Origin of the sequence: Mesorhizobium sp. M5C.F.Ca.ET.164.01.1.1 (assembly GCF_004792125.1) — a bacterium.
Classification (GTDB): Bacteria; Pseudomonadota; Alphaproteobacteria; order Rhizobiales; family Rhizobiaceae; genus Mesorhizobium; species Mesorhizobium wenxiniae.
The window spans coordinates 2,014,868-2,037,473 of record NZ_SRTG01000001.1; the positions used below are offsets into that span (position 1 = coordinate 2,014,868).

General features: G+C 62.8%; 21 protein-coding genes. 11 read left to right on the plus strand and 10 right to left on the minus strand.

Features of this window, described 5'->3' with window-relative positions; translation table 11 throughout:
- Positions 1–40 precede the first annotated feature (40 nt).
- Positions 41–679, minus strand: a complete 639-nt coding sequence (locus EN807_RS09955; protein WP_135934792.1) for a 2-dehydro-3-deoxy-phosphogluconate aldolase — start codon at positions 677–679, stop codon at positions 41–43.
- A 192-nt stretch (positions 680–871) separates the two neighbouring features.
- Here EN807_RS09955 and EN807_RS09960 point away from each other — a divergent pair, with 192 nt between their 5' ends.
- The 3 genes from EN807_RS09960 to EN807_RS09970 all read left to right on the plus strand — a co-directional run bounded on the left by EN807_RS09960 (position 872) and on the right by EN807_RS09970 (position 3,800).
- A complete protein-coding gene (locus EN807_RS09960; RefSeq protein WP_127316849.1) occupies positions 872–1,795 on the plus strand; it encodes a rhodanese-related sulfurtransferase in 924 nt (307 codons plus the stop codon).
- A 200-nt stretch (positions 1,796–1,995) separates the two neighbouring features.
- The gene (locus EN807_RS09965) at positions 1,996–2,763 is read left to right on the plus strand and encodes a tellurite resistance TerB family protein (RefSeq protein WP_127316850.1); all 768 of its coding nucleotides are present in this window, start codon (positions 1,996–1,998) and stop codon (positions 2,761–2,763) included.
- Positions 2,764–3,044: 281 nt separating this feature from the next.
- Positions 3,045–3,800 (plus strand): SDR family oxidoreductase, encoded by a 756-nt coding sequence (locus EN807_RS09970; protein WP_135934793.1) that lies wholly within the window; start codon positions 3,045–3,047, stop codon positions 3,798–3,800.
- A gap of 24 nt (positions 3,801–3,824) precedes the next feature.
- On the opposite strand, the gene EN807_RS09975 is transcribed toward EN807_RS09970, so the two are convergent.
- Entirely contained in the window at positions 3,825–4,205 is a 381-nt protein-coding gene (locus EN807_RS09975) for a YciI family protein (RefSeq protein ID WP_135934794.1), read from the minus strand.
- Between the two features lie 125 nt (positions 4,206–4,330).
- Positions 4,331–5,515: a pyridoxal phosphate-dependent aminotransferase gene (locus EN807_RS09980; RefSeq protein WP_135934795.1), complete on the minus strand. Its 1,185-nt coding sequence runs from the start codon at positions 5,513–5,515 to the stop codon at positions 4,331–4,333.
- Positions 5,516–5,598: 83 nt separating this feature from the next.
- Between EN807_RS09980 and EN807_RS09985 the strand changes: the two genes are divergently transcribed.
- From EN807_RS09985 to denD, 4 genes are all read left to right on the plus strand, one after another.
- Positions 5,599–6,285 carry a GNAT family protein gene (locus EN807_RS09985; RefSeq protein WP_135934796.1) on the plus strand — a complete coding sequence of 229 codons (687 nt, stop codon included), beginning with the start codon at positions 5,599–5,601 and terminating at the stop codon, positions 6,283–6,285.
- A gap of 252 nt (positions 6,286–6,537) precedes the next feature.
- Complete coding sequence (locus EN807_RS09990) at positions 6,538–7,524, plus strand: cation diffusion facilitator family transporter (RefSeq protein WP_135934797.1); 987 nt, start codon at positions 6,538–6,540, stop codon at positions 7,522–7,524.
- 63 nt (positions 7,525–7,587) lie between these two features.
- Positions 7,588–7,794, plus strand: a complete 207-nt coding sequence (locus EN807_RS09995) for a hypothetical protein (protein WP_029349698.1) — start codon at positions 7,588–7,590, stop codon at positions 7,792–7,794.
- A gap of 1 nt (position 7,795) precedes the next feature.
- Positions 7,796–8,773: a D-erythronate dehydrogenase gene (denD, locus tag EN807_RS10000; protein ID WP_135934798.1), complete on the plus strand. Its 978-nt coding sequence runs from the start codon at positions 7,796–7,798 to the stop codon at positions 8,771–8,773.
- Between the two features lie 32 nt (positions 8,774–8,805).
- On the opposite strand, the gene EN807_RS10005 is transcribed toward denD, so the two are convergent.
- From EN807_RS10005 to EN807_RS10020, 4 genes are all read right to left on the minus strand, one after another.
- A complete protein-coding gene (locus EN807_RS10005) occupies positions 8,806–9,933 on the minus strand; it encodes a nickel/cobalt transporter (RefSeq protein ID WP_135934799.1) in 1,128 nt (375 codons plus the stop codon).
- A gap of 4 nt (positions 9,934–9,937) precedes the next feature.
- Positions 9,938–10,606: a DUF1007 family protein gene (locus EN807_RS10010; protein WP_127316858.1), complete on the minus strand. Its 669-nt coding sequence runs from the start codon at positions 10,604–10,606 to the stop codon at positions 9,938–9,940.
- 86 nt (positions 10,607–10,692) lie between these two features.
- Positions 10,693–11,592, minus strand: coding sequence for a LysR family transcriptional regulator (locus tag EN807_RS10015; RefSeq protein ID WP_135934800.1), 900 nt, complete (start codon positions 11,590–11,592; stop codon positions 10,693–10,695).
- A gap of 1 nt (position 11,593) precedes the next feature.
- Positions 11,594–12,793 carry an amidase gene (locus EN807_RS10020; protein ID WP_135934801.1) on the minus strand — a complete coding sequence of 400 codons (1,200 nt, stop codon included), beginning with the start codon at positions 12,791–12,793 and terminating at the stop codon, positions 11,594–11,596.
- A 544-nt stretch (positions 12,794–13,337) separates the two neighbouring features.
- Between EN807_RS10020 and odc2 the strand changes: the two genes are divergently transcribed.
- Positions 13,338–14,471: an ornithine/lysine decarboxylase gene (gene odc2 / locus EN807_RS10025; RefSeq protein WP_135934802.1), complete on the plus strand. Its 1,134-nt coding sequence runs from the start codon at positions 13,338–13,340 to the stop codon at positions 14,469–14,471.
- 286 nt (positions 14,472–14,757) lie between these two features.
- The gene (locus EN807_RS10030) at positions 14,758–15,300 is read left to right on the plus strand and encodes an N-acetyltransferase (RefSeq protein WP_246684142.1); all 543 of its coding nucleotides are present in this window, start codon (positions 14,758–14,760) and stop codon (positions 15,298–15,300) included.
- Positions 15,301–15,362: 62 nt separating this feature from the next.
- On the opposite strand, the gene EN807_RS10035 is transcribed toward EN807_RS10030, so the two are convergent.
- Positions 15,363–15,647 carry an SCP2 sterol-binding domain-containing protein gene (locus tag EN807_RS10035; protein WP_135934803.1) on the minus strand — a complete coding sequence of 95 codons (285 nt, stop codon included), beginning with the start codon at positions 15,645–15,647 and terminating at the stop codon, positions 15,363–15,365.
- 515 nt (positions 15,648–16,162) lie between these two features.
- Between EN807_RS10035 and EN807_RS10040 the strand changes: the two genes are divergently transcribed.
- Positions 16,163–17,584 (plus strand): hypothetical protein, encoded by a 1,422-nt coding sequence (locus tag EN807_RS10040; RefSeq protein ID WP_135934804.1) that lies wholly within the window; start codon positions 16,163–16,165, stop codon positions 17,582–17,584.
- A gap of 86 nt (positions 17,585–17,670) precedes the next feature.
- On the opposite strand, the gene EN807_RS10045 is transcribed toward EN807_RS10040, so the two are convergent.
- The gene (locus EN807_RS10045) at positions 17,671–19,314 is read right to left on the minus strand and encodes an MFS transporter (protein ID WP_135934805.1); all 1,644 of its coding nucleotides are present in this window, start codon (positions 19,312–19,314) and stop codon (positions 17,671–17,673) included.
- Between the two features lie 311 nt (positions 19,315–19,625).
- The gene (locus EN807_RS10050) at positions 19,626–20,657 is read right to left on the minus strand and encodes a histone deacetylase family protein (protein WP_135934806.1); all 1,032 of its coding nucleotides are present in this window, start codon (positions 20,655–20,657) and stop codon (positions 19,626–19,628) included.
- Between the two features lie 169 nt (positions 20,658–20,826).
- Here EN807_RS10050 and EN807_RS10055 point away from each other — a divergent pair, with 169 nt between their 5' ends.
- Complete coding sequence (locus EN807_RS10055) at positions 20,827–22,494, plus strand: amidohydrolase (protein ID WP_135934807.1); 1,668 nt, start codon at positions 20,827–20,829, stop codon at positions 22,492–22,494.
- Positions 22,495–22,606 lie beyond the last annotated feature (112 nt).

Below are 22,606 nucleotides of genomic sequence, written 5' to 3' on the forward strand. Positions count from 1 at the left end.
CGCCGCGATGCAGCCAGTCCGCTTGGGGATAAGAGTTTCTCTACCGCCCGAGCTTGCTCGCCGCGCGCGCCAACGCCTCGATTTCGTCCCACCGGCCGGCCTTGACCAAATCGTCCGGCGCCACCCAGGAGCCGCCGACGCAGATGACGTTGGGCAAGGTCAGATAGTCGGCGGCGTTCTTGCCGGTGATGCCGCCGGTCGGGCAGAATTGCACATCGGCCAGCGGCGAGGCGAATGCCTTGAGCGACGCGATGCCGCCGGATTGTTCCGCCGGGAAGAATTTCAGGAAACGCAAGCCTGCCTCGCGGGCGGCCATGATCTCACCCGGCGTGATGGCGCCGGGTAGCAACGGAACGTCGCTGTCCTTCGCCGCCGCCAGAAGCTCGCGGGTGATGCCGGGGCTGACGATGAACTTGGAGCCGACTGCTGCCGCCTCGCCGAACTGGCGGGCGTCCAGAATGGTGCCGGCGCCGACGATGGCGTCCTCGACTTCGCTTGCCACAAGCCGGATCGCCTCCAGCGCGTCAGCTGTCCGCAGCGTGATCTCGATCGCCGGCAGGCCGCCGCGCGCCAGGGCACGCGTCAGCGGCACGGCATCGGCGACGTTGGCGATCTTCAGCACCGGGATAACCGGTTGGCCGTTGAGGAGCGACAGGAGTTTTTCGGTCTTGCTGGGCATTGTCGTCTCTCCGGTATTGATCCGTTCAACCGGTTAGCAGAAGGCCGTTTTTCTGTCCACGAAACGAAGCGTGTCGCGACGTCACGCACTGCCGGCAATGCCGTCGGCACCGGCCGTCAAAAGCCACCAGGGAGAGGCTGATCCACGCGTCAGCCTTGAATCGGCTTTCATGAGCGTTTAGTGGCTTCGGCGATGACACTGCCCAATCAACCTTTCCGCGTTGCCGCGCTCTACAGGTTTGCCCGGCTCGACGGCTTCGAGGCGTTGCGCGCACCGCTCGCCGCCTTTTGCTGCGGACGCAGTATCAAGGGCACGCTGCTTCTGGCGCATGAGGGTATCAACGGCACGGTCGCCGGCAGCGAAGCTGACATCGCCGCGCTCATCGATCATCTCCAATCCATCGAAGGTCTCGCCGGTCTCGAGGTCAAGTACAGCAGCGCCGCGCAGACGCCGTTCCACCGCATGAAGGTGCGGCTGAAGCGCGAGATCGTCACCATGGGCGTTAGCGATATCGATCCGGCGGCAAGCGCCGGCACCTATGTGGCACCGGCCGATTGGAACGCACTGATCTCGGATGCGGGCACGATCGTCATCGACACGCGCAATGCCTACGAGGTATCGATCGGCACCTTCAAGGGCGCGGTCGATCCCGCCACGACGAGCTTTCGCGAATTCCCGGCCTGGGTCGAGCAGCACCGGGCCGAGCTCGTCGGCCGGACGGTGGCCATGTTCTGCACCGGCGGCATACGCTGCGAGAAGGCAACGGCCTATGTGAAGTCGCTCGGCTTCGAGGATGTATTCCATCTCAAGGGCGGCATCCTGAAATATCTCGAAGAGGTGCCCGCCGAACAGAGCCTCTGGCAGGGCGAGTGCTTCGTCTTCGACGAGCGCGTCTCGGTGTCGCACGGGCTGGTCGAGGGTGAAGCGGAACTGTGTCGCGCCTGCCGGCATCCGCTGATCGGGCAGGATCTGTTATCGCCGAAATACGCCGCCGGCATCTCATGCCCGCATTGCTTCGATGCCCGTTCCGACGAGGATCGCGCGCGCTACGCCGAGCGTCAGCGCCAGGTCGAGCTTGCAGAAGCGCAAGGCAGGGCTCCGCACATCGGACGTTAGAGCGACATGCGTCCGCTGGACGCACAAAATTCATTTTCGGGCCGATGGGTTAGGACACGGCAGATCCTGACATCATCTCGTTTCCGCCATCATTGGCAAAGCGCTCATCGGTCATTGTAATGTCAATATGCGGGGCCTACCTCTTCAACGTCCGAAAACCCGCCCGTCCACGTTCGGCCGGGCCAATTCTGGAGGCATTGATGTTCGATCCCAAGAAGCTCCTCGACGATCTGCTCGGCTCGCAAATTCCCGGAACGGGGTCGACCGTCCGCGACAAAGGGGGGCAGGCGGTGCAGATGGCCAAGGACAATCCGCTGGCGGCGGGCGCACTGGCCGCAGTGCTGCTCGGAACCGGCGCTGGCCGTCAGGTCACCGGCACTGCGGTGAAGCTCGGCGGCCTGGCCATGATCGGCGGTCTCGCCTACAAGGCCTACCAGAACTACAAGAACGGCAAGGCGCCTGCGGAAACGGCCGCAGCCGGCTCGCCGGAATTGCTGCCGCCGCCCGCCGACACCAGCTTCCATCCCTCGCAAGCGCCGCAAGGCGAGGACGAATTCACGCTGACGCTGGTGCGGGCGATGATTTCGGCGGCGAAGGCCGACGGCCATATCGACGACGACGAACGGCAAAAGATCGCCGGCAAGCTCAGCCTCTCGGGCATCGGCTCCGACGCGGAGAAATTCCTGATGTCGGAGCTGGAAACGCCGCTCGACCTGGATACGCTGGTCGCCGGCGCCCAAACCGACGCGCAGAAGCTCGAACTCTACACCGCCTCGCGCCTCACCATCGATCCGGATACGCGTGCCGAACGCGGCTATCTCGATCTGCTCGCCGGCCGCCTCGGGCTGCCGGACGCATTGGTCGACCATGTCGAGGCGACGGTGTCAGCGGCAAAGGTGCCGGAGTCAAAGGTGCCGGAGTCAGGGGTGCCAGAGTCGGACAAGACAACCGCCAGCTCGCGCTGGTAGGCTTCAGGGGCCGCGGAGGGCGGCGATCCGGGCGCCGCTCTCGCGTTAATGCCTCGTTTACCTAGGAAGCGCATAACTTTAGGTAGTCGGATCGGCTTTCCTCCTCCCAAGTCCGGTTCAGATCAGGGCGGCCGCCAATGGCCGCCCTTCTGTTGAAGCCGGCTGGCGCATAACCCGAAATCGGAATCGATTTTTGGAAGCGATCATGCGCAAAATCAACTTGCTCGAAATCAAGCTGCTATAGCGTCCTTGCGGACACGCGGCGCTGTAGGAGGACAGTTATGACAGACTACAAAACGGCCATCGTCACCGGCGCCGGCACGGGCATCGGCAAAGCCGTCGCTACGGCGCTGCTCAGGTCCGGCTGGAACACGGTGTTCTGCGGACGCCGCAAGCCGGTGCTGGACGAGGCGATCGCCGACGCCGGATCGACACAAGCCAAGGCGCTGGCGGTCGCCTGCGACATCAGCAAGGCCGACCAGGTCGACGAGATGTTCGAAACCGTGGCGGCGGCTTTCGGTCGTGTCGACCTGCTCTTCAACAATGCCGGCACAAGCTACAAGTCGACATTGATCGACGAGATCCCCGTCGAGGTGTGGAACGAAGTCGTCGGGGTCAATCTCACCGGCTCGTTCCTGTGCGCCCGCGCCGCCTTCGGCGCCATGCGCAGGCAGCAGCCGATAGGCGGCCGCATCATCAACAACGGCTCGGTGTCGGCTTACGCACCGCGGCCGGGCTCAGTGCCCTATACCGCGACCAAGCACGCCATTACCGGGCTGACCAGGACGCTGGCGCTGGACGGCCGGCCTTACGACATCGCCTGCGGCCAGATCGACATCGGCAACGCCTTGACCGACATGGCGCAGGCGATGACGGTCGGGGTGCCGCAAGCCAATGGCTCCATCGCCGCCGAAGCGGTGATGGATGTACAGCAGGTCGCCAATGCCGTCGTCCATATGGCCAGCCTGCCGCTCGACGCCAATGTGCTGTTCATGACCGTGATGGCGACGAAGATGCCGTATGTCGGGCGAGGGTAGTCGCTCGAAGGCTCGACGAGCGCTCTAAGACTGCGTGGCCGAAAGCGGCACGCCGGGAAGATACAGCGAAATGGGGCGGATTTCGTAGACGGCGGTTGGATTGACGCGGCGTAGGTCGCGTGCAATCGCGATCGCGGCATCACGCGTGGCGCAATCGACGACGTAAAGTCCCAACAATTGCTCCTTGGTCTCGGCGAAGGGGCCGTCAATGACCATTCCGGCGCCCGGCCCGCGCAAGGTACACGCGTCTTGTGTCGCCCCGAGCCGCGCCGCCGGGCCAAGGGTGCCTTCGCGGTATAGCCGTTCGTTGATCTGGAGCAGGTCGGTCATCAGCGCCGCATCCTCCTCCGGCGTCAGCGCCGTGATCGCTTCCTCAACGTGATAGGCGAGGATGGCATAAAACATCTGACGTCACCTTTCTTCGGTCGTGAATTCTTTCGCCGGACGCGCAATGAGCGCTGTAGCACTTTGATTTGCGCATGATCCCCAGCGAAAATCGATTCCGATTTTCGCGGTCATACGTTTTGTCCTCACTTGCCCAGAAACGCCTCGATCCGCTCCAGCGCGCGCAGGATGTTCTCTTCGGAATTGGCATAGGACAGCCTGATATAGCCTTCGCCGAGAATGCCGAAATCAGGTCCGCCAATCAGCGCCACGCCGGCATCCTCAAGCAAGGCAGACGCCAGCTTCTTGGCCTTCCAGCCAGTTTTTGAGACATTGGGGAAGGCATAGAACGCGCCCTTCGGTGTGATGCAGGAAACGCCTGATAAGGCGTTCAGCCCTTCGACCACGACCTTCCTGCGGCGGTCGAAGGCGCGCATCATCTTGTCGACGTCGTCCTGCGGACCGTCGATGGCGGCGATGCCGGCATATTGGCTCGGGGCATTTACGCAGGACCAGCAATTGACTGCCAGCTTGCGCACCTTGTCGTAGAGGTGGGCGCCCTTGTCGCCGTTTGGCCAGATCGACCAGCCCAAGCGCCAGCCGGTCATCGCCCATGTCTTCGACCAGCCGTTGAGCACGATCAGCCGGTCGCGGATTTCAGGGAAATTCAGCAGGGAGCAATGCGTCTCGCCGTCATAGGTCATTACGTCGTAGATCTCGTCTGAGAGGATGGCGACGTCCGGGTGCGCTTCCAGCCCTTTGACCAGCTTCTCGATCTCCGCGCGGGGGGTAACCCCGCCAGTCGGGTTGGCCGGCGAGTTTAGGATCAGCAGCCTGGTCTTCGGCGTGATCAGCGCCAGCGTCTCCTGCGCCGAGAAGGCAAAGCCGTTCTCCTCGCGCATCGGCACCGGCACCGGAGCAGCACCGGTGAACTCGATCATCGAGCGATAGATGGGAAAGCCGGGATCGGGATAGAGAATCTCGGCGCCCGGTTCACCGAACATCAGTATCGCGGCGAACATGGTCGGCTTGCCGCCGGGCAGGATCATCACCGCCTCGGGCGAAACTTCGACCCCGGTGGTGGTCAGCGTGCGCCGCACCACCGCTTCGCGTGTCGCCAGCAGGCCGTTGGCCGGCGTATAGCCGTGGTGGCCGTCGCGCAGCGCCTTGATCGCCGCCTCGACGATGTGCTGCGGCGTCTTGAAGTCGGGCTGACCGATGCCAAGATTGACGATATCGCGGCCCTGATGGGCGAGCGCGGTGGCACGAGCCAGCACCGCGAAGGCGTTTTCCTCGCCGAGACGATCGAAGGCCGAAATCGTGTGGAGCATTTTTCCCGTCCCTGTGGTTCTTTCACCGAGCGAGCGTTTTTGTGAGCGTCCGCTCACAAAAGTCAAACGGATTGGAGCTTTGGGTGTCGGAAAATCTCAAGAATTGGCAACCGCGCCCGCGGCCCCAACGCAAAGTCCTGGAGGGGCGCACTGTCAGGCTGGAACCGCTCAACGCCGAACAGCACGGCGACGGCCTGTTCGATGCCTCGTCGGTGCCCGATATCAATGGCCGCTTCGCCTGGCTGTTCGACTATCCGCCGGAGAGCCGCGCCGCTTTCCAGCCGTGGCTGGACAAGGCGGAAGCCAGCGAGGATCCGCTGTTCTTTGCCGTCATCGACAAGGCCAGCGGCAAGGTCGCCGGGCGCCAGACTCTGATGCGCATCGACACGGCCTACGGCGTGATCGAGATCGGCAACATCTATTGGGGTCCGCTGATCTCGCGAAAACCGGCGGCCACGGAAGCGCAGTTCCTGTTCATGAAATTCATCTTCGACGAGCTTGGCTATCGCCGCTACGAATGGAAATGCAACAACCGCAACGAGCCGTCGAAGCGCGCGGCGGAACGTTTCGGCTTCAAGTTCGAGGGCATTTTCCGCCAGCATCTTGTGGTCAAGGGCGAAAACCGCGATACCGCGTGGTACTCGATCATCGACAAGGAGTGGCCGGCTTTGCGCAGAGCCTATGAGGCATGGCTCGATCCGGCCAATTTCGATGGCGACGGCCGCCAGAAGCGACGGCTCGAGGATTTCCGCGCCGAGTTCGGCGCCTGACCATGATCCCGAAAAGTGGAAGTCGGTTTTCGGGCAAGATCATGGTCAAACAAGAAGGACCATGATCCCGAAAAGTGGAAGCCGGTTTTCGGGCAAGATCATGGTCAAACAGGAAGGACCATGATCCCGAAAAGTGGAAGCCGGTTTTTGCTGCGCTGACCTTCGGTTCGGGCAGGATCATGGTCAAACAGGAAGATAAAGCCTCCACCCCGATTCTGCCGGGATGGATCAGGCTCTAACAGGAGTTCGCAGATGGCGCACACCCATGACCACGGTTCGCAAGGGCACGACCACAGCCATGGCGCCGGTCATGTGCACGGCTCGACCGACAAGAAACGGGTGCTGATCGCAGCCTGCCTGACCGCCGGCTTCATGGTCGTGGAAGCGCTCGGCGGTCTCTTCACCGGATCGCTGGCGCTGCTGGCGGATGCCGGCCACATGCTCGCCGACTGTATCGCGCTCGGCCTTGCCTGGTATGCTTTTCATCTGGCCGGCCGGCCAGCCACCGTTCGCCTCACCTATGGCTTCGGCCGGATCAAAACCCTGGTCGCCTATACCAATGGCATCGCAATCTTCGCCATTGCGCTGTGGATCATCTATGAGGCTTGGGAACGCCTGCTGACGCCTGCGCCCGTGCTCGGCGGGCCGATGCTGGTCGTTGCGATCGCCGGTCTGCTGGTCAATATCGGCTCCTTCTTCGTGCTGCATGGCGGCGACCGCGACAGCCTGAACATGCGCGGCGCCATCCTGCACGTGCTCGGCGACCTGCTTGGCTCGGCGGCGGCGATCATAGCTGCGCTGATTATCCTGGCAACGGGCTGGACGCCTATCGATCCGATCCTGTCCGTCCTTGTCTCGCTGCTGATTCTGTCCACGGCCTGGTCGCTGATGCGCGAAGCAGCCCATGTCCTGCTCGAGGGCGTGCCGGCGAGCCTCGATCGCGACCTGATCGCGAAGGACATAGAGGGGACGGTCAAGGGCGTGCGCGAGGTGCATCACATGCATGTCTGGTCGCTTGACGGGTCAAGCAACATGGCGACCTTGCATGCCTGCCTCAACGATGGCGTCGATGCTCACAAAGCGGTCAGCGCCATCAAGAAGCGGCTTGCCGCCGAGCATGGCATCGCCCACGCCACCGTAGAACCGGAATTCGGCCATTGCGCCGACAGCCATGATGGGCACGATGGCGAGCACGACCCTGCGCACGATGCGGCTCCGCATCATGGCCACTATCACTGACCCCGGGAGTTCCATGGCATTGGTAACGAACTTGATGAATTCCCGCCGCGTCAGGGCCGCGTGATGGATCGCGACACGCGCAACGCGGCGATAGGCGCCCTCTGGGTGCTGCTGCTGTTCGGCATCGCCGCTTACTATTTGCCAACCGTGATGCTGGCGGTCGGCCGCGTCTCGACCATTCTTGCCGCTGTTATTGCCGCTGTCTTCATGGTGGCCATTTTCGTCGTGTTTTGGCTGCGTGGCCGCAGCCAGCGCAAAAAGGATCATTGATATGCGTGTTTTGATTACCGGCGCGGCAGGCATGGTCGGCCGTAAGCTCATCGCCCGGCTGGCGAAGGACGGAACGCTCAGCGGCCGGAAGATCGCAGCGCTCGACCTTCACGATATCGTGCCGCCGCAGGCGCCGGCACTGGAAGGCGTCGGCGTCACCATCCACACAGGCGATCTCGCCGCGGCGAGCGCGATGGAACGGCTGGTCGCGCCGCGCCCCGACGTGATCTTCCATCTCGCCGGCGTCGTGTCGGGCGAGGCGGAAGCCAATTTCGATCTCGGCTATCGCGTCAATCTCGACGGCACAAGGGCGCTGTTCGATGCCATAAGGCTGGCGGGGTTTGCGCCACGCGTCGTCTTCACCTCATCGATCGCCGTGTTCGGCGCACCGTTCCCCGACATCATCCCCGACGAATTCCACCCGACGCCATTGACCTCCTACGGCACGCAGAAGCTGATGGGCGAAGCATTGCTCGCCGATTATACGCGGCGCGGCTTCTTCGACGGCATCGGCATCAGGCTGCCGACCATCTGCGTCAGGCCCGGCAAGCCCAACAAGGCCGCGTCAGGCTTCTTCTCCGGCATCATCCGCGAGCCGTTGAGCGGCCAGGAAGCGATATTGCCGGTGCCGCGCTCTGTCGTGCACACCCACGCCAGCCCGCGCTCCGCGGTGAATTTTTTGATCCACGCAGCAGGGATCGACGGCAGCGCCGTCGGGCCACGCCGCAATCTGACGATGCCCGGTGTCGCCGTCACGGTCGGCGAGCAGATCGAGGCCTTGGAACGCATTGCCGGCGCCGAGGCGGTGAAACTGATCCGCGAGGAGCCCGACGATACGATCTGGGCGATCGTCAAGGGCTGGCCGACACGGTTCGAAGCGCGGCGGTCGAGGGAGCTTGGCTTTGCCGCCGAAACCAGCTTCGACGATATCATCCGCGTCCATATCGAGGACGAGCTGGACGGCAAAATTGCCGGTTAGCTAACGCGCGTTCGATCGGACGGGTGAAGGCGTCATCCGCCAGCGGTCAGGCTGGCCGAAAGCAGCAGCAGCCCGAACAGGAAGACGAAGGCTGCGCCGCCGATCTCGACGATCGAATGTATGCGGTTGCCCATGCGGCCGTCACCGGCGAAATAGACCGCCCAGTTCTTGGCGGTCACCGCCAGCGTCGCCAAGATCGAGACCGTGATCGCGGTGCCGAGTGCCATCGCCAGCACCGACAGGATGCCGCCGAACCACAACCCGTTGAGCATCGCAAAGCTCAGCACGATCAGCGCGCCCGAGCAGGGCCGGATACCGACCGCAGCCACCGCCGACCAGGCGGTGCGCCAGTCGAAGCGGTCGCCGGAAAGCAGCGTCGGGTCGGGCGCGTGTGAATGTCCGCACGTCTCGCAGACTTCGCCCGCCGCATGGTGATGGTGATCGTGCCCGCCATGGTCATGGTGATGGTCGCGTGCGCCGTGATCATGGTCGTGACCGTCATGGCCATGTTTGTGAAGCGCATGCACTGAATGCGTATGTGAGTGGCCTGCATGTGAGTGGCCGGCATGGGCCGCCGACAGGCTGTAGGGAGGGTTGGCGCCGAACAGGCGAAGGATAGCGGGGCCGGCCTTGCGCCACAAAAGCCAGGCGCCGAACAGGGTGACGAAGACAAAGCTCGTGACTTCGAGGAACCATGCCGCATCGGTCATCGATATGGTGGTGCCGCGCAGGACGAAGTAGGCGAGCATCATCACGAGGATCGCCGTCAGCGCCTGCAGCAGGGCCGAGACAAAGGACAGCATGATGCCGCGCTTGAGCGCGACTTCGTTCGCGACCATGTAGGACGAGATCACCGCCTTGCCGTGCCCGGGGCCGGCAGCATGGAAAATGCCATAGGCGAAGGACAGGCCGATAAGCAGCCACAGCTTGTTGCCGTCCTCGCGCATCGCCTTCATTGCGCCGGCAAGCGCGCGGTAGAATTCCTGCTGGCGCAGGTTGATCCACATCAGGATGTGGGCGAATGGGCCGGTGGTGGGAGCCATCCCGTCATTGGTGCCGATGCCGAGCGAGCTCTGGGCGTGGGCGGCGCCGAGGAAGTGCGTCGTCACAAGGGCGACGGCCAAAAGGCCGAAGGCCAAACGCAGGGACGGTTTCGTCACCGGATTATCCTTCTGGCTGACAGTTCAGTTCAAGCTTGGTCGCGAAGATCTTGCTCATATCGGTGCCTGTCGGATCGTTGAAGAAGGCGTCCGTCAGGGTCTTCTGGTTCTCGGCGAGCGCCTCATCGGGGTTCGGACGAACGACTTTGCTCGTGCATGTCGACGGCATGCCATCGACCTGCAGATTGGCATCCTCGGTGAAATCGATTGCCGTGTAGAAGGTCGGGTCGTAGACGCCGATATCGATCTTGCCGGCCAACTTCATCGGCGCCTTCGGTTCGGATTCGAACAGGATGATGAGCTGATCATTCTCGAAATTGGCCATCAGCTGCGGCGGCGGGTTCATCGCCTCGTCCTTGCCGTCGACGGTGACGAGCTGGAAGTAATTGAACTCCGCCAGCGAAGCATGGACGGTGTCGGCGACTTCCTTCAACTCCTTGTCGTCGAGCTTCAGGTCGGAATTCTTGTCGAATTCCATCATCACCGTACTCGAGAACAAATCGTCGAAGCGCCAGAGATGGCGCAAAGCCTTCACAGTCTGGTGATCCGGACTGAAGACCACTTCGAGGCGAGCCTCGGCGAAGACGTGCGGATGCACCTCGGCTGGCCCGACCGAGGCAAATGTCGCCGCCATGGCCGAAGCCATCATGATTGCTTGCCGTTTCAGGTGCATTCTCGGTCGCGATTCCATCAGCTTGGGTTAAATATCGAGAGTTACCAGAAAGGGGGCGAAAATGGGACCGCAAGGCGGCTGAAAGCTCATGCGTTGTCAATCGTCTTGAACCACTGCACCAGGAAATCGACAAAGACGCGAACCTTCGCAGGCAAATAGCGCCGGTGCGGATAGACGGCGAAGATGCCGCCACCCGGTAGGATGCGGTCATCCAGCGCGGCCAGCAGCCGGCCACTTTCGATGTCGGGCGCGGCGATGAAATCCGGCAGGATGGAAAATCCCAATCCCGCCACGGCGGCGGCCCTTGCCGCCATCGGACTGTTGACCTCGATCGGACCGGAGACCGAAACAGTTACCGTGTCGCCGCTGTCGCCCTTGAACGGCCAGTTGGTCAGCCAGCGGCCATTGGTGTCGATGATGCAGGGCACGCGGCCAAGGTCCTGCGGCCGCACCGGCATGCCATGCTTGGCGATCAGTTCGGGAGATGCGCAGAGCCGCACCGAAAACGGCGCCAGGCGCCTCGCGATCAGCGAGGAGTTTTCCAGCCGCGAAATGCGCACGGCGAGATCGAAACCTTCCTCGACCAGATCGACGAAGCGGTCGTCGAGATGAATGTCGAGCACGATGTCGGGATGCTGCTTGGCGAAGTCGATCAGCGACTGGCCGATCGGTGCGTCAGCAAAAGTGCGCGGCGCCGACAGCTTGATCCTGCCGCGAACGTCGCCGGAGGATTCACGCACCGCATCGGCCAGGCTGTCGACCTCGCGGACGATTTCCGAGGCGCGGCGGTAATAGGTGTGGCCGGCCTCGGTCAGCGAGAACTGCCTGGTGGTGCGGTTGAGCAGCAACGCGCCGAGCTCGTCCTCCAGCTCGCGCACATATTTCGACAGCAGCGCCTTGGAGCGGCCGATCTTGCGCGCCGCTGCCGAAAAACCTTCGGCCTCGACCACGTCGATAAAGGCGCGCATGCGGGTCAGCGTGTCCATGTCATGCGCTCCCTTGGTGGGCTGAAAGGATACGCGCGGCAAGCGTCAGCAGCTGCCGGTCGCTGTTCTCAGGTCCGAGCAGCGAGAGGCCGAATGGCGCACCGTCGGCCTTGCCCAGCGGCAGGGTGATCTGCGGAAAGCCGGACAAGCCGGAAAGGCACAGCAGCCTTAGCGCGCGCTCGCGATAGGCCTGCAAATCGTCGAATGAGGCGGCCTTGAGCGGGGCGGCACCTGGAGCGGTCGGCAGCACAAGAACACCGTCCTCGCCAAGCAGGTCGGCAAGTTCAAGACGAAACGAAACGCGACGTTCCGTTTCGCGTTGTGCGGTTGTGAGGTCGATGGTCGCGCCATGCTCGAAACGCTCCTTGACGCCGGGGCCGAGCATCCGGTCACCCTGCGAGATCCAGGCACCATGATTTTGCCAAGCCTCGTACCCCTGCAACTTGCGGAAGCACCAATAGAGATCATCGGTGGAATGCGAGAGCGGGGCAACGGTGCGCGGCGCGCCCAGCACCGAAGCGACAGTGTGGACCATGGCGCGATATTCGTCGGCCTGCTGCGGGCCGAGCACGAGGCCGTCCAGCGCGTCGAGGGCGAGGGCGCGTGCCAAGTCGTTGCGTCGCCGATCGTCGTCGAGCAGCACCGTGCCGACCTTTTCGTAGGTGGCCATGTCCCTGGCGAACCAGCCGAACGTGTCCAGTGAAGGGGCCAGCGGCATGGCGCCTTCCAGCGAAATGCGGCCATGCGTGGTCCTCAGTCCGATCAAGCCGCAAAAGCTTGCCGGTGCGCGGATTGAGCCGCCGGTGTCGGATCCGATGGCGATATCGGCCAGCCCGCCGGCAACCGCGGCGGCGGAACCGGAGGATGAGCCGCCGGTGACGCGGTCCGGAGCTGCCGGATTGACCGGCGACGGAAAATGCGCGTTCAGCCCCATCAGGGAGAAGGCCAGCTCGTCCGTCTGCGTCTTGCCGACAAAGCGCGCGCCCGAATCAAGCACCGCCTGGACGGCCGGCGCTGTCGCCGAGGCGGGTGAAGCCTCCCGGTGTTTCTGCGGATTGCCGCAGCCGGTGCGGTAGCCAGCGACGTCGTAAATATCCTTAACGGCCAGCCGCAGACCGGCAAGCGGGCCGGATTGCGCATTCGACACAGGGATATCGCCAAGGTCGAGAAAAGCGTTCAGAGGGCCACGAGTGCCTGTCATTCGTTCGATATCCGGATACAGTCTGTCCAACATTGTGCGACGCCAGGAATTTTACAACCTGGCGTACGATTTTTATTGATTGTGAAATCCTTCGACCTTATATCGCGCTTGCCCAAAGTCGCACGTGCCTGTGGGTGTCCGCCGATCCTCGAATGGTGAGGGATATCGGTAAGGTAACTGGAGCTAACCCCTCCAGTCGGTTTAGCGGCCAACCGCCAGACCGAGGACACCTTGAAGCAACGACGGTGCGGGCCTTTCTGGTGTTCTGCCGGTCGTCCAAAGACCGGGGTTACTGAAGAGGCACACCTTCATTGCCGGCAGTGCGGAACGGGTTCTCCCAATCCAAGCCAAGGCAGACAAAGCGAACCGAGGCCGGGCAAGGCCAAGGTTCACCGCCGCGAGACGGCGCTTCATGGTTCCGGGGTCTCCACCGGCTGGTTCCATGATTTGACGTCCCGCCTTTGTCCACCGCGTGTTCGCGAGGTCGATGACCCGCGTCCCGCAGCCTTTGTGCGCGCCGAAAGGCGCTGATGGAGAGACCCCGATGGCTACCCAGCGCATCCTTGACTTCCTCGCCACCCGGCGTCCGAACGGCCCTTGCCTCGTCGTCGATCTCGATGTCGTGCGCGACAATTTCCGTGCTTTCGAGAAGGCGCTTCCCGATTCGAAAATCTACTATGCGGTGAAAGCAAATCCGGCGCCGGAAATCCTGCGCCTCCTTGCTGCGATAGGCTCGTCCTTCGACACCGCTTCCGTTGCCGAAGTCGAGATGGCGATGGACGCCGGTGCGCCGGCGGACCGCATCTCCTTCGGCAACACCATCAAGAAGGAGCGCGACATCCTGCGCGCCTATCAACTCGGCATCCGGCTGTTCGCGGTGGACTGCGTCGAGGAGGTCGAGAAGATCGCCCGCGTTGCACCCGGCGCCCGTGTGTTCTGCCGCGTGCTGACCGACGGTGAAGGCGCCGAATGGCCGCTGTCGCGCAAGTTCGGCTGCGTGCCGGCGATGGCGGTCGACGTGCTGCGCCATGCCAGGACGCTCGGCCTCGACGCCTATGGCGTGTCGTTCCATGTCGGCTCGCAGCAGACCGATCTGACCGCTTGGGACCGCGCGCTCGGCGACGCTAAAAAGGTGTTCGTCACGCTCGCTGAGGAAGGCATCGTCCTGAAGATGGTCAATATGGGCGGCGGTTTTCCGACCCGTTATCTCAGGGATGTGCCGGTGGCGCAGGCCTATGGCCAGGCGATCTTCTCAGCGTTGCGCAAGCATTTCGGCAACGCGATTCCCGAGACGATCATCGAACCGGGCCGCGGCATGGTCGGCAATGCCGGCGTTATCAAGTCGGAAGTCGTGCTGATCTCGAAGAAGGCCGACAACGACAATGTGCGCTGGGTGTTCCTCGACATCGGCAAGTTCGGCGGTCTCGCCGAGACGATGGACGAGGCAATCCGCTACCCGATCATGACCGCGCATGACGGCACCGAGACCGCACCCTGCGTGCTCGCCGGCCCGACCTGCGATTCGGCCGACGTGATGTACGAGAAGACGCCGTATCCGCTGCCCTTGTCGCTGACCATCGGCGACGAGGTGCTGATCGAGGGCACCGGCGCCTACACGACGACCTACGCCTCGGTCGCCTTCAACGGCTTCGAGCCTCTCCGATCCTACGTGATCTGACGGCTTCGGCCCTCAGATCACCCGGTGCGGGCGACGAGATCGCCCGCTTCGGTTCGCCTGTGGAACAATCCGCTCGTGAAGGATCGCGGAAATGGAAATTGTGGATTTCATTGTTGAAGGCGCTGTCGGCCGGCAAATCTCCCCCCTTCAGGGGGAGATGGCTGCAAAGCGGCCAGAGCGGGTCGGCTCAGCTGTCGCGACCTCTCTTGGACTGCGTGGGGCCGGCACTTCAGGCGCGGCGACCCCCTCTGTCGCGTTCGGCGACGTCTCCCCCTCGAGGGGGGAGATTGCTGGCGCTTTCGTCATCACCGCCGAAACCGCTGCCGACGTCCCGGCGCGCGAGGCTTTGCTCGATCGCGCCATGGGGCCGAAGCGCCGTAAAAAATCATCGGAAAAGCTGCGGCGCGGCCGCCGGCCCTCGGAAGGCCTGGCCTTTGTCGCACGCGACGCGTTGGGCGCTGTCACAGGCACCGTGCGGCTGTGGGATGTGGTGCTGGGCGAGGGCGGTCCGGCAGCGCTTCTGCTAGGTCCGCTCGCTGTCGATCCGACAATCAAGAATGCCGGTATCGGCTCGGCGCTGATGCGCCATGCAATCGCTGAAGCCGCGCGCCTCGGCCATGCGGCGATCCTGCTGGTCGGCGATGCGCCCTATTACGAGCGCTTCGGGTTTTCGGCCGAAAAAACCGGCTCGCTGGCCATGCCCGGACCTTATGAGCGGCACCGCCTGCTGGCGCTGGAACTGGTGGAAGGCGCGCTCGCCGAGGCGCGGGGCACGCTGAGGGCGGCTGGGCGCAAGCTGAAGGCACAACGGCTGCCGCTCGCTGCCTGACGGATCGGAAACAAGCCGCCGTCCATCGGGCGGCGGCTTGTTTTCATCCCGAATTGGTTGGATCAGCCGATCAGCTGGCTCAGTGCCATGGCGACGCTCATGTCGCCTTCGACCTTTATCTTGCCGGACATGAACGCCATGGTCGGGTTGAGATCGCCTGATATCAGCGACTCCAGATCGTCGACCGAAAGCTTTATGGTGCAGTCGGCTGGCGCGTCGGTGGTCGAGACATCAGCGCCGTCGATGACGATGACACCGTCGCCGCCGGTATCAAATTTCACGGAACGATCGAACCCGGCACTCGCCACGCGCGCGCTGATCTTGTCGGCAATTTCCTGAACGCCCATGGCCGTTCTCCTCGTCTCGTTGCGTTTGTCGCAGAATGGCACTTCGATCTGGCCGAAGTCGCCGTCTTGCGCATTTCGCGATCACGATCGCTGGCGCATATAGCTTTGGGTTGACGTTTACGTCAACGCGGTTCGCCGAGATGAAGATGGGTTTAATCGCCGCAGTGAAGCTGCTCCGCGAGATCTCGGGCGAAGGTCAGGGCGCGCCCAGCCGCCCGCCTGTCACGTCGTGCCTGCAACTCTGGCGGACGTTCCTCCGGTGGGTTGCTTCCAAAGCCGGCGGCAATCGGGGCAGTTACACAGTTTACGTCATTCAAACAGACGAGGACAGTGGCCAAGCCTGTCCCTAGCGTGGACTCGGCTTCATGCGCTCAGGGTGGTGTAAACGGGGCCATGACAGCAGATTCAAAAGCGGTCATCTCACGCGGCGACTGCGTCAGGGGAGGTAGGATGAACCCGTATCCGGCAGGCGAGGATCACGACCCCATGATGGCGCTACAGGAGGATGTTCAGTCATGAGAATCAAAAGTCTGATCAAGCGTGCCGAGAAGGTGGACAGAGCATTCAAGGAGCTCGAAGCCGATTTGGCGGATGCGTTCGATGAGTGTCTCAAGCTGGACGACCAATCGCAGTTGAATGACGTCCCGGATGAGAATCTCGCGGCAAAGAATGACAACTCTCAGCCTGAGGACGATGCGGACACTCCCGAGATCGCATTACGGCTGACTTCCCACGCACAAACCCGACTGGCTGCGTTAAATGCCGTTGATGGGCTCTTTGACGATGCGCGGGAGTATCTGGAGGAGATCAACGCGAAACTGTCGGAGATCGCGACCTCGCATCGTCTGACAGGCGAATTCCTGAAGCTGCTTCACGGGGACATTCTTCGCGCCAACGAACTGGAACTGGCAAATGTCAGCCTGACCACGCAGCAAAGAGCGTTGTCGGAGCAGCTCCACGACGCGACCAAAAAGCAGCGCGAGCGTCAAAGTGCTGTCGAGGCCCTGCAGCAGCGCGAGACAAGCCTGGTCGAGGACAAGGAGGCACTTCGCGGTGCGCTGGCTGCAGCAAGGCTGGAACTCGTTGTGGCAGGCAATGCGAGCGCAGAACGCGAAGCGGAGTTCGGCGATCTCGTCAAAACGCTTTCGGCCAGGACGGCCGAGGCCAACAGATGCGCACGCGAGAACGACATACTAAGGGAAAAGCATGTCAGCCTGTCGATCGATCTCGACAAGGCGCTGAAACGGGAAGCTGAGGCGCGGCACAGGCTGGATGAACTCTCGACAATTCATGCCAGTGATGCGACGCGACTTTCGGAACTGCTGGCTGCGCTTGGCAAGAGCGAGAAAGAGGAGATGCGGCTGCAGAAATCGCTCGATATCGCGCAAGCGAAGCTGTCGGAAATGACGGAAGCGGCCCGTATCATGGAAAGTGACAGGGAAGCTGAGCGGGCGCGTAGTTTCACGGAGATCGGCGGCCTGCGTTCTGAAATTCGCAACCTCCAATCACGATTGGAAATTGCCTCGAACGAGAACAGTCAAGCCGCCAGCGAGATCGCCAATCTCAAGGCTCAATGGAGCGACGCTGTGGCCGAAAAGCAAATTGCGGAGGAAAGATTGTCCGCTCTCAGACTGGAGAACGAAAACGACAAGATGCACCTTTCGACGGTGAGCGCGAATTTTTCGCAGCTTTCCCTGCAGCAGGCATCCGAACAGATACAGCTCGATGTCCAGAGGCAGGAATGTGAGGATCTGCGAGCCGAAGTCGCGTTGCTCGATGCTCGGGTCAAGGAACTGTTGCCCTATGAGCGTCTCCACAAGGTCACAAACGCCAGACCGCATGAGAACGGTGTGGTCGAGATCACCGGTGTCGTGGCGGAGAAGGCCCGCGCCACAAGCAGGCGGCGCGTCCGTACGAGCCTGCGCGCTGCATCCTAAGTCGCGGGTGGGCTGCGCCGATTAGTACGTGTGACCCATCAGCTTAGAGCGTCATGTGCTCATCCAACTGGACACACCGGCACGGCCTAATGCTCGATCGGTCCTTTCGGCATGACGATCGCCGTGCCGGCGGTTGTCGGACGCTCGATCATGCGGCGGACGCGCGGCGGCTCGGCGCCGCTGTGCAGTGCCCGTACGCGCTCGCCGACAACGGCGTCGGCATGGGTGGCCCGCTTGTTGTGGCGGATGTATTCGAGCCATGTCGGCGTGTGATAGTGCTCGATCCATATTGCGGGATTTTCGAGATCGCGCGCCAGCGTCCAGTTGCGGGCGCCGTCACGGCGGCGGATGCGGCCGCGTTCGGCCATGGTGGCCAGGAATTCCGGCACGTCCTCCTCGCGGATGATGTACTCGATCATGATGGCGATGGGGCCGCTACGCAGTTTTAGGTCGAGCGCAAGATGCGGCTCCTTGAAACGGTTCAGCGGATCGAGGTTGAGAACTGCCTGCTGCGGCAAAGGCAGCAAGAGGCCAATCGCGCCACCCGCCAGCATCGCGACGGCAGCCGCGATCAGCGCGAATTCGGCGCCATGCGCATCGGCGACGACACCCCAAATCCAGCTGCCGAGCGCGATGCCGCCGAAGGTCGCCGTCTGATAGACCGAGAGCACCCGGCCGACCACCCAGCGCGGCGTCGACATTTGCACCGTGACGTTGAAATGCGACAGCGCGATCACCCAGCAGGCGCCGCCAATGAGCAGCCCGAGCGACGTCTGCCAGGCGTGGTCGCTGACGGCGGCGTTGAATGCGCAAAGCGCGAAGCCGGCGAATGCCATGCGCACCATCGTCTCGCTGGACAGGATCTGCCTCAGCCGGACGCTGATCAGCGCGCCGCCGACGGCACCGATACCGAACGCACCGAGCATGATGCCGTAGGTCAAGGCATCGCCCTTGACGACATCGCGCGCCACCAGCGGCAGCAGCGCCAGAACCGCGCCGGCGCTGAAGCCGAAAGCCGCACCCCTGGCCAGCACCTTGCCGATATTGGGCGACATGGCGACGTAGCGCAGGCCGGCGCCCATCGCCGCCCCCAACGTCTCGCGCGGCAGTGTCGAGGCTGGCAGGTCCGGCTTCCAGCGGGCAAGCACGATGAGGAGCCCGAGATAGCTCAAAGCGTTGGCGGCAAAAGCCGCTGCAGCACCTGCGGCGGCAACGATGATGCCGCCGATCGCTGGGCCGACGCTGCGCGTCAAGTTGAAGCCCAAGGAGTTGAGGGCGACGGCAGCCGGCAGCTTGGCGCGCGGCACCATATCGCCGACAGAAGCCTGCCATGATGGGTTGTAAAGCGCCGTGCCGCTATTGATCAGGAAGGCGAAGGCGAGCAGCGTCCACGGCGTTATCAAGCCAAGATAGGTGAACACGGTCAGCAGAACCGAGACGACCAGCATGAAGATCTGGGCAATCAGCATGACCTTGCGCCGGTTAAAGCTGTCGGCGATGGCACCGGCAACGAGCGCAAACAGCATGATCGGCAAGGTGGTCGAGGCCTGTACCAGCGCCACCTGATAGGACGAGGTGGCGATCGTGGTCATCATCCAGGCGGCGCCGACGCCCTGGATCAAGCCACCGAAATTCGAAACCAGACTGGCGGACCATACGGCGCGGAAAATGCCGTGCCGGAACGGCGCCAGCGCCGAGACGCGTTCGCTGTCCGGCTCGTCGTCGATCATCGATGCTTCCCCGACTTCAAATGCTGCCTTCTTCCAGAATCGATGCCCTCATACCGTTCCTTCAAGGTAGAGCATGACTTCGCAAAGGGCGAAGGCCTTTTCAAAGGAGATCATGGTCCAACAACAGGATAGCGGACGCTGGAACAAGTCAGCGGCCACCCTTGCAGGCGGCGTGAAGCGCTTCGGTGAGGGCGGAGTTTGGGCCAGCCGATGCGACTGCTGCCTACTAAATTTTTACGAATGTCGTTATCTCAAAACCGCCGCGCACCCTCGGATCAAAACGCCAGAGGGCAGGCTATGGGCGACATGCATTACCGATCTTCGAATCCGGTGAGCACGCCGACGGCGTTGATGCCGATTTCCTCGACGGCATAGCCGCCTTCCATGACGAACAGCGTCGGCAGGCCGAGCTTGGCGATGCGACGGCCAATCTTGGGATAGTCGGCGCTTTTCAGTTTGAACTTGCTGATCGGGTCCTTCTCGAACGTGTCGACGCCAAGCGAGACGACAACGACATCGGGCGCGTAAGCCGCAAGTTTCGCGCAGGCGTCCTCCAGCGAAGCATTCCAGGCGTCCCATGCGGTGCCGAACGGCATGGGGTAGTTGACATTGAAGCCTTCGCCGGGCCCTGAGCCGCGCTCGTCGGCATGGCCAAGGAAGAACGGATATTCGGTCATCGGGTCGCCATGCAGGTTCAGCACCTGCACGTCGCCGCGGCCATAGAAGATCTCCTGCGTGCCGTTGCCGTGATGGTAGTCGACATCGAGGATCGAGACGCGCTTGGCGCCCTGGTCGCGGAACCATTGCGCGGCAACCGCGGCGTTGTTGATGTAGCAATAGCCGCCCATGAAGGCAGCACCGGCATGATGGCCGGGCGGGCGGCAGAGCGCGAAGGCTGATATCTCGCCGTCCTTGACCAGGGCGCCCGCAGTCAGCGCCACGTCATAGGACGACCTGATCGCTTCCCAGGTGCCTTTGACGAAAGTGGCGCCGCCGTCGAAGGAGTAAAAGCCAAGCAGCCCATCTATGGTGCTGGGTGGTACATCGCCGCGCAAGCCGCGCGTCGGCCAGGTGAAGGGGATGGCCGAACCTGTCCGGCCCGACGCTTCCCAGAGCGGCCATACGGTCGGCAGGAAATCGATGTAGTCGTTGGTATGCACTCTTTTGGCGGCGGCGAGGTCGTGGGTCTCGGGTGGCAGGATCGGGCCGAGCTTTTCGCTCTCCACCCTCGCCTTGATGAACTCGGCGCGCGAGGGCTTTTCGAAGGCCGGCACGATGGCGCCTGAAATGAGTTCGAAATTGCCGGCATGGCCGGCGTGGAGAGGGGAGAAAACAGTCTTCATTTTGGCGGCCGGTTCGCTCTTCGAGTTGCGTATCTGTCGTTGACGGACTGCCTTGTGGCAGAGAGTTTCAGCGCCGCCAAGAGGCATTCCGGACCGCTGTTGCGAGTGGCAGCGGACGGCTTGCCAGGCGCCAATACTCTGCTAGCCTAAGCTCAAACGGGAGAAAATTATGCCGCAATCGGCCGATCTGATCGTCGAGAATGCCAGCATATTGACGATGGATCCCGATACTCCCCGCGCTGAAGCCATAGCTATCAGGGACGGCGAAATCATTGCGATCGCAGATCGCGCGACCGTACTGGAGCACAAAGGACCCGGCACGCGCGTTATCGACGCCGAGCGCGGCTCGGCCGTCCCCGGCTTCATCGAATCGCATATGCATCTTTTCGCCGGCGCGGCCGAGCTCGATCACCTCCAGCTGGTGGGCATCCACGGTTTCGATGCGCTTTGCGATGCTGTTCGCCATTATGCAGCAAAGCGGCCGGATCTATCCGTCCTGCAGGCGCAAGGCGCCGACTATACCATCCTGTCGGCGACTGAGCGGGTCAGCCGCCATCACCTCGACCGCATCCTGCCGGACCGGCCCTTCGTCATGGCGGCGCCCGACCACCACACAATGTGGGCGAACACCAAGGCGCTGGAATCGGCCGGCCTGCTTAGAGGCAAGCGGCTTGGTCCCGGCAATGAGATCGTCATGGGCGACGACGGGCTGGCCAGTGGCGAATTGCGTGAGGGCGAGGCCTTCGGGCCGCTGATCGCGCTGGCCGGCGAGAATCGCGTACGGCTCGGCCTGGCCACAGGCGGCGAGCCGGACCCGAAGCCGACGCCGGCGGAGCAGGCCTCCGACCGGGCGATCATGCGCCGCGGTTTGGAATGGTGTGCCAGGCACGGCATCACGTCGATCCAGAACATGGACGGCAATATGCACCAGCTCGAACTCCTGTCCGAGATCGAGGCCGAAGGCGGCTTGCTGTGCCGCGTGCAGGTGCCGTTCCACTATAAGAATTTCATGACGCTCGACATGCTCGACAAAGCCTCAGTGATGGCTGAGCGCTACCATGGCGAATGGCTGTCGTCGGGCATGGTCAAGGTGTTCTACGACGGCGTGCTCGATTCATGGACGGCGGTGATGGTCGAGCCCTATGCGGATCGTCCGGATTGGGTAGGCGAGCCGCTTTTCACGCCGCAGCAATTCATCGACCTTGCCGTGGCCGTCGACAGGCGCGGGCTGCAGATGGCGGTGCACTCGATTGGCGACGGCGCCGTGCGCGCCGTGCTCGACGGCTACGAGGCAGCGCAAAGGGCGAATGGCAGGCGCGACAGCCGGCATCGGGTCGAGCATATCGAGGTGATCACCGCCGCCGATGTGCCGCGTTTCGCAAAGCTTGGCGTCATTGCCTCGATGCAGCCGCCGCATCCGCCGGGCAGCATGGGCTTGCCGCTGGAACCAACGGTGTCGCGCATCGGGCCTGCCCGCTGGCCGCTGAGCTATGCATGGCGGACGCTGAAGAATGCCGGCGCGCGCGTCGTCTTCGCCTCCGATTGGCCGGTCTCGCCGATCGATCCGATCCTGGGGATTCAGGCGGCAGTGCTGCGCAAACCATGGGCAGACAGCGATCCCGACCAGAGTTTCTCGCTGCATGAATCGATTGCGGGCTATACAGTGGAAGGCGCCTATGCCGAGTTCATGGAGCATCGCAAGGGCCGCCTGAAATCAGGCTTTCTGGCTGATCTCGTGGTGCTCTCAGGCGACATCGAGGCGTCCGCGCAGGAAGCGCTGCATACAGTGCGGCCGATGACGACGATCTGCGGCGGCAAGGTCACTTACCAGGCCTGACGGTGGCACGGGAATTGCGTTCTGAATCGACATTCAGATGTATGCTTGCCAAGCCATGCGCCGTGTGCTGACAATCGAGTGGGAACTGGATCCGCCCTGAAGAGCGGACACA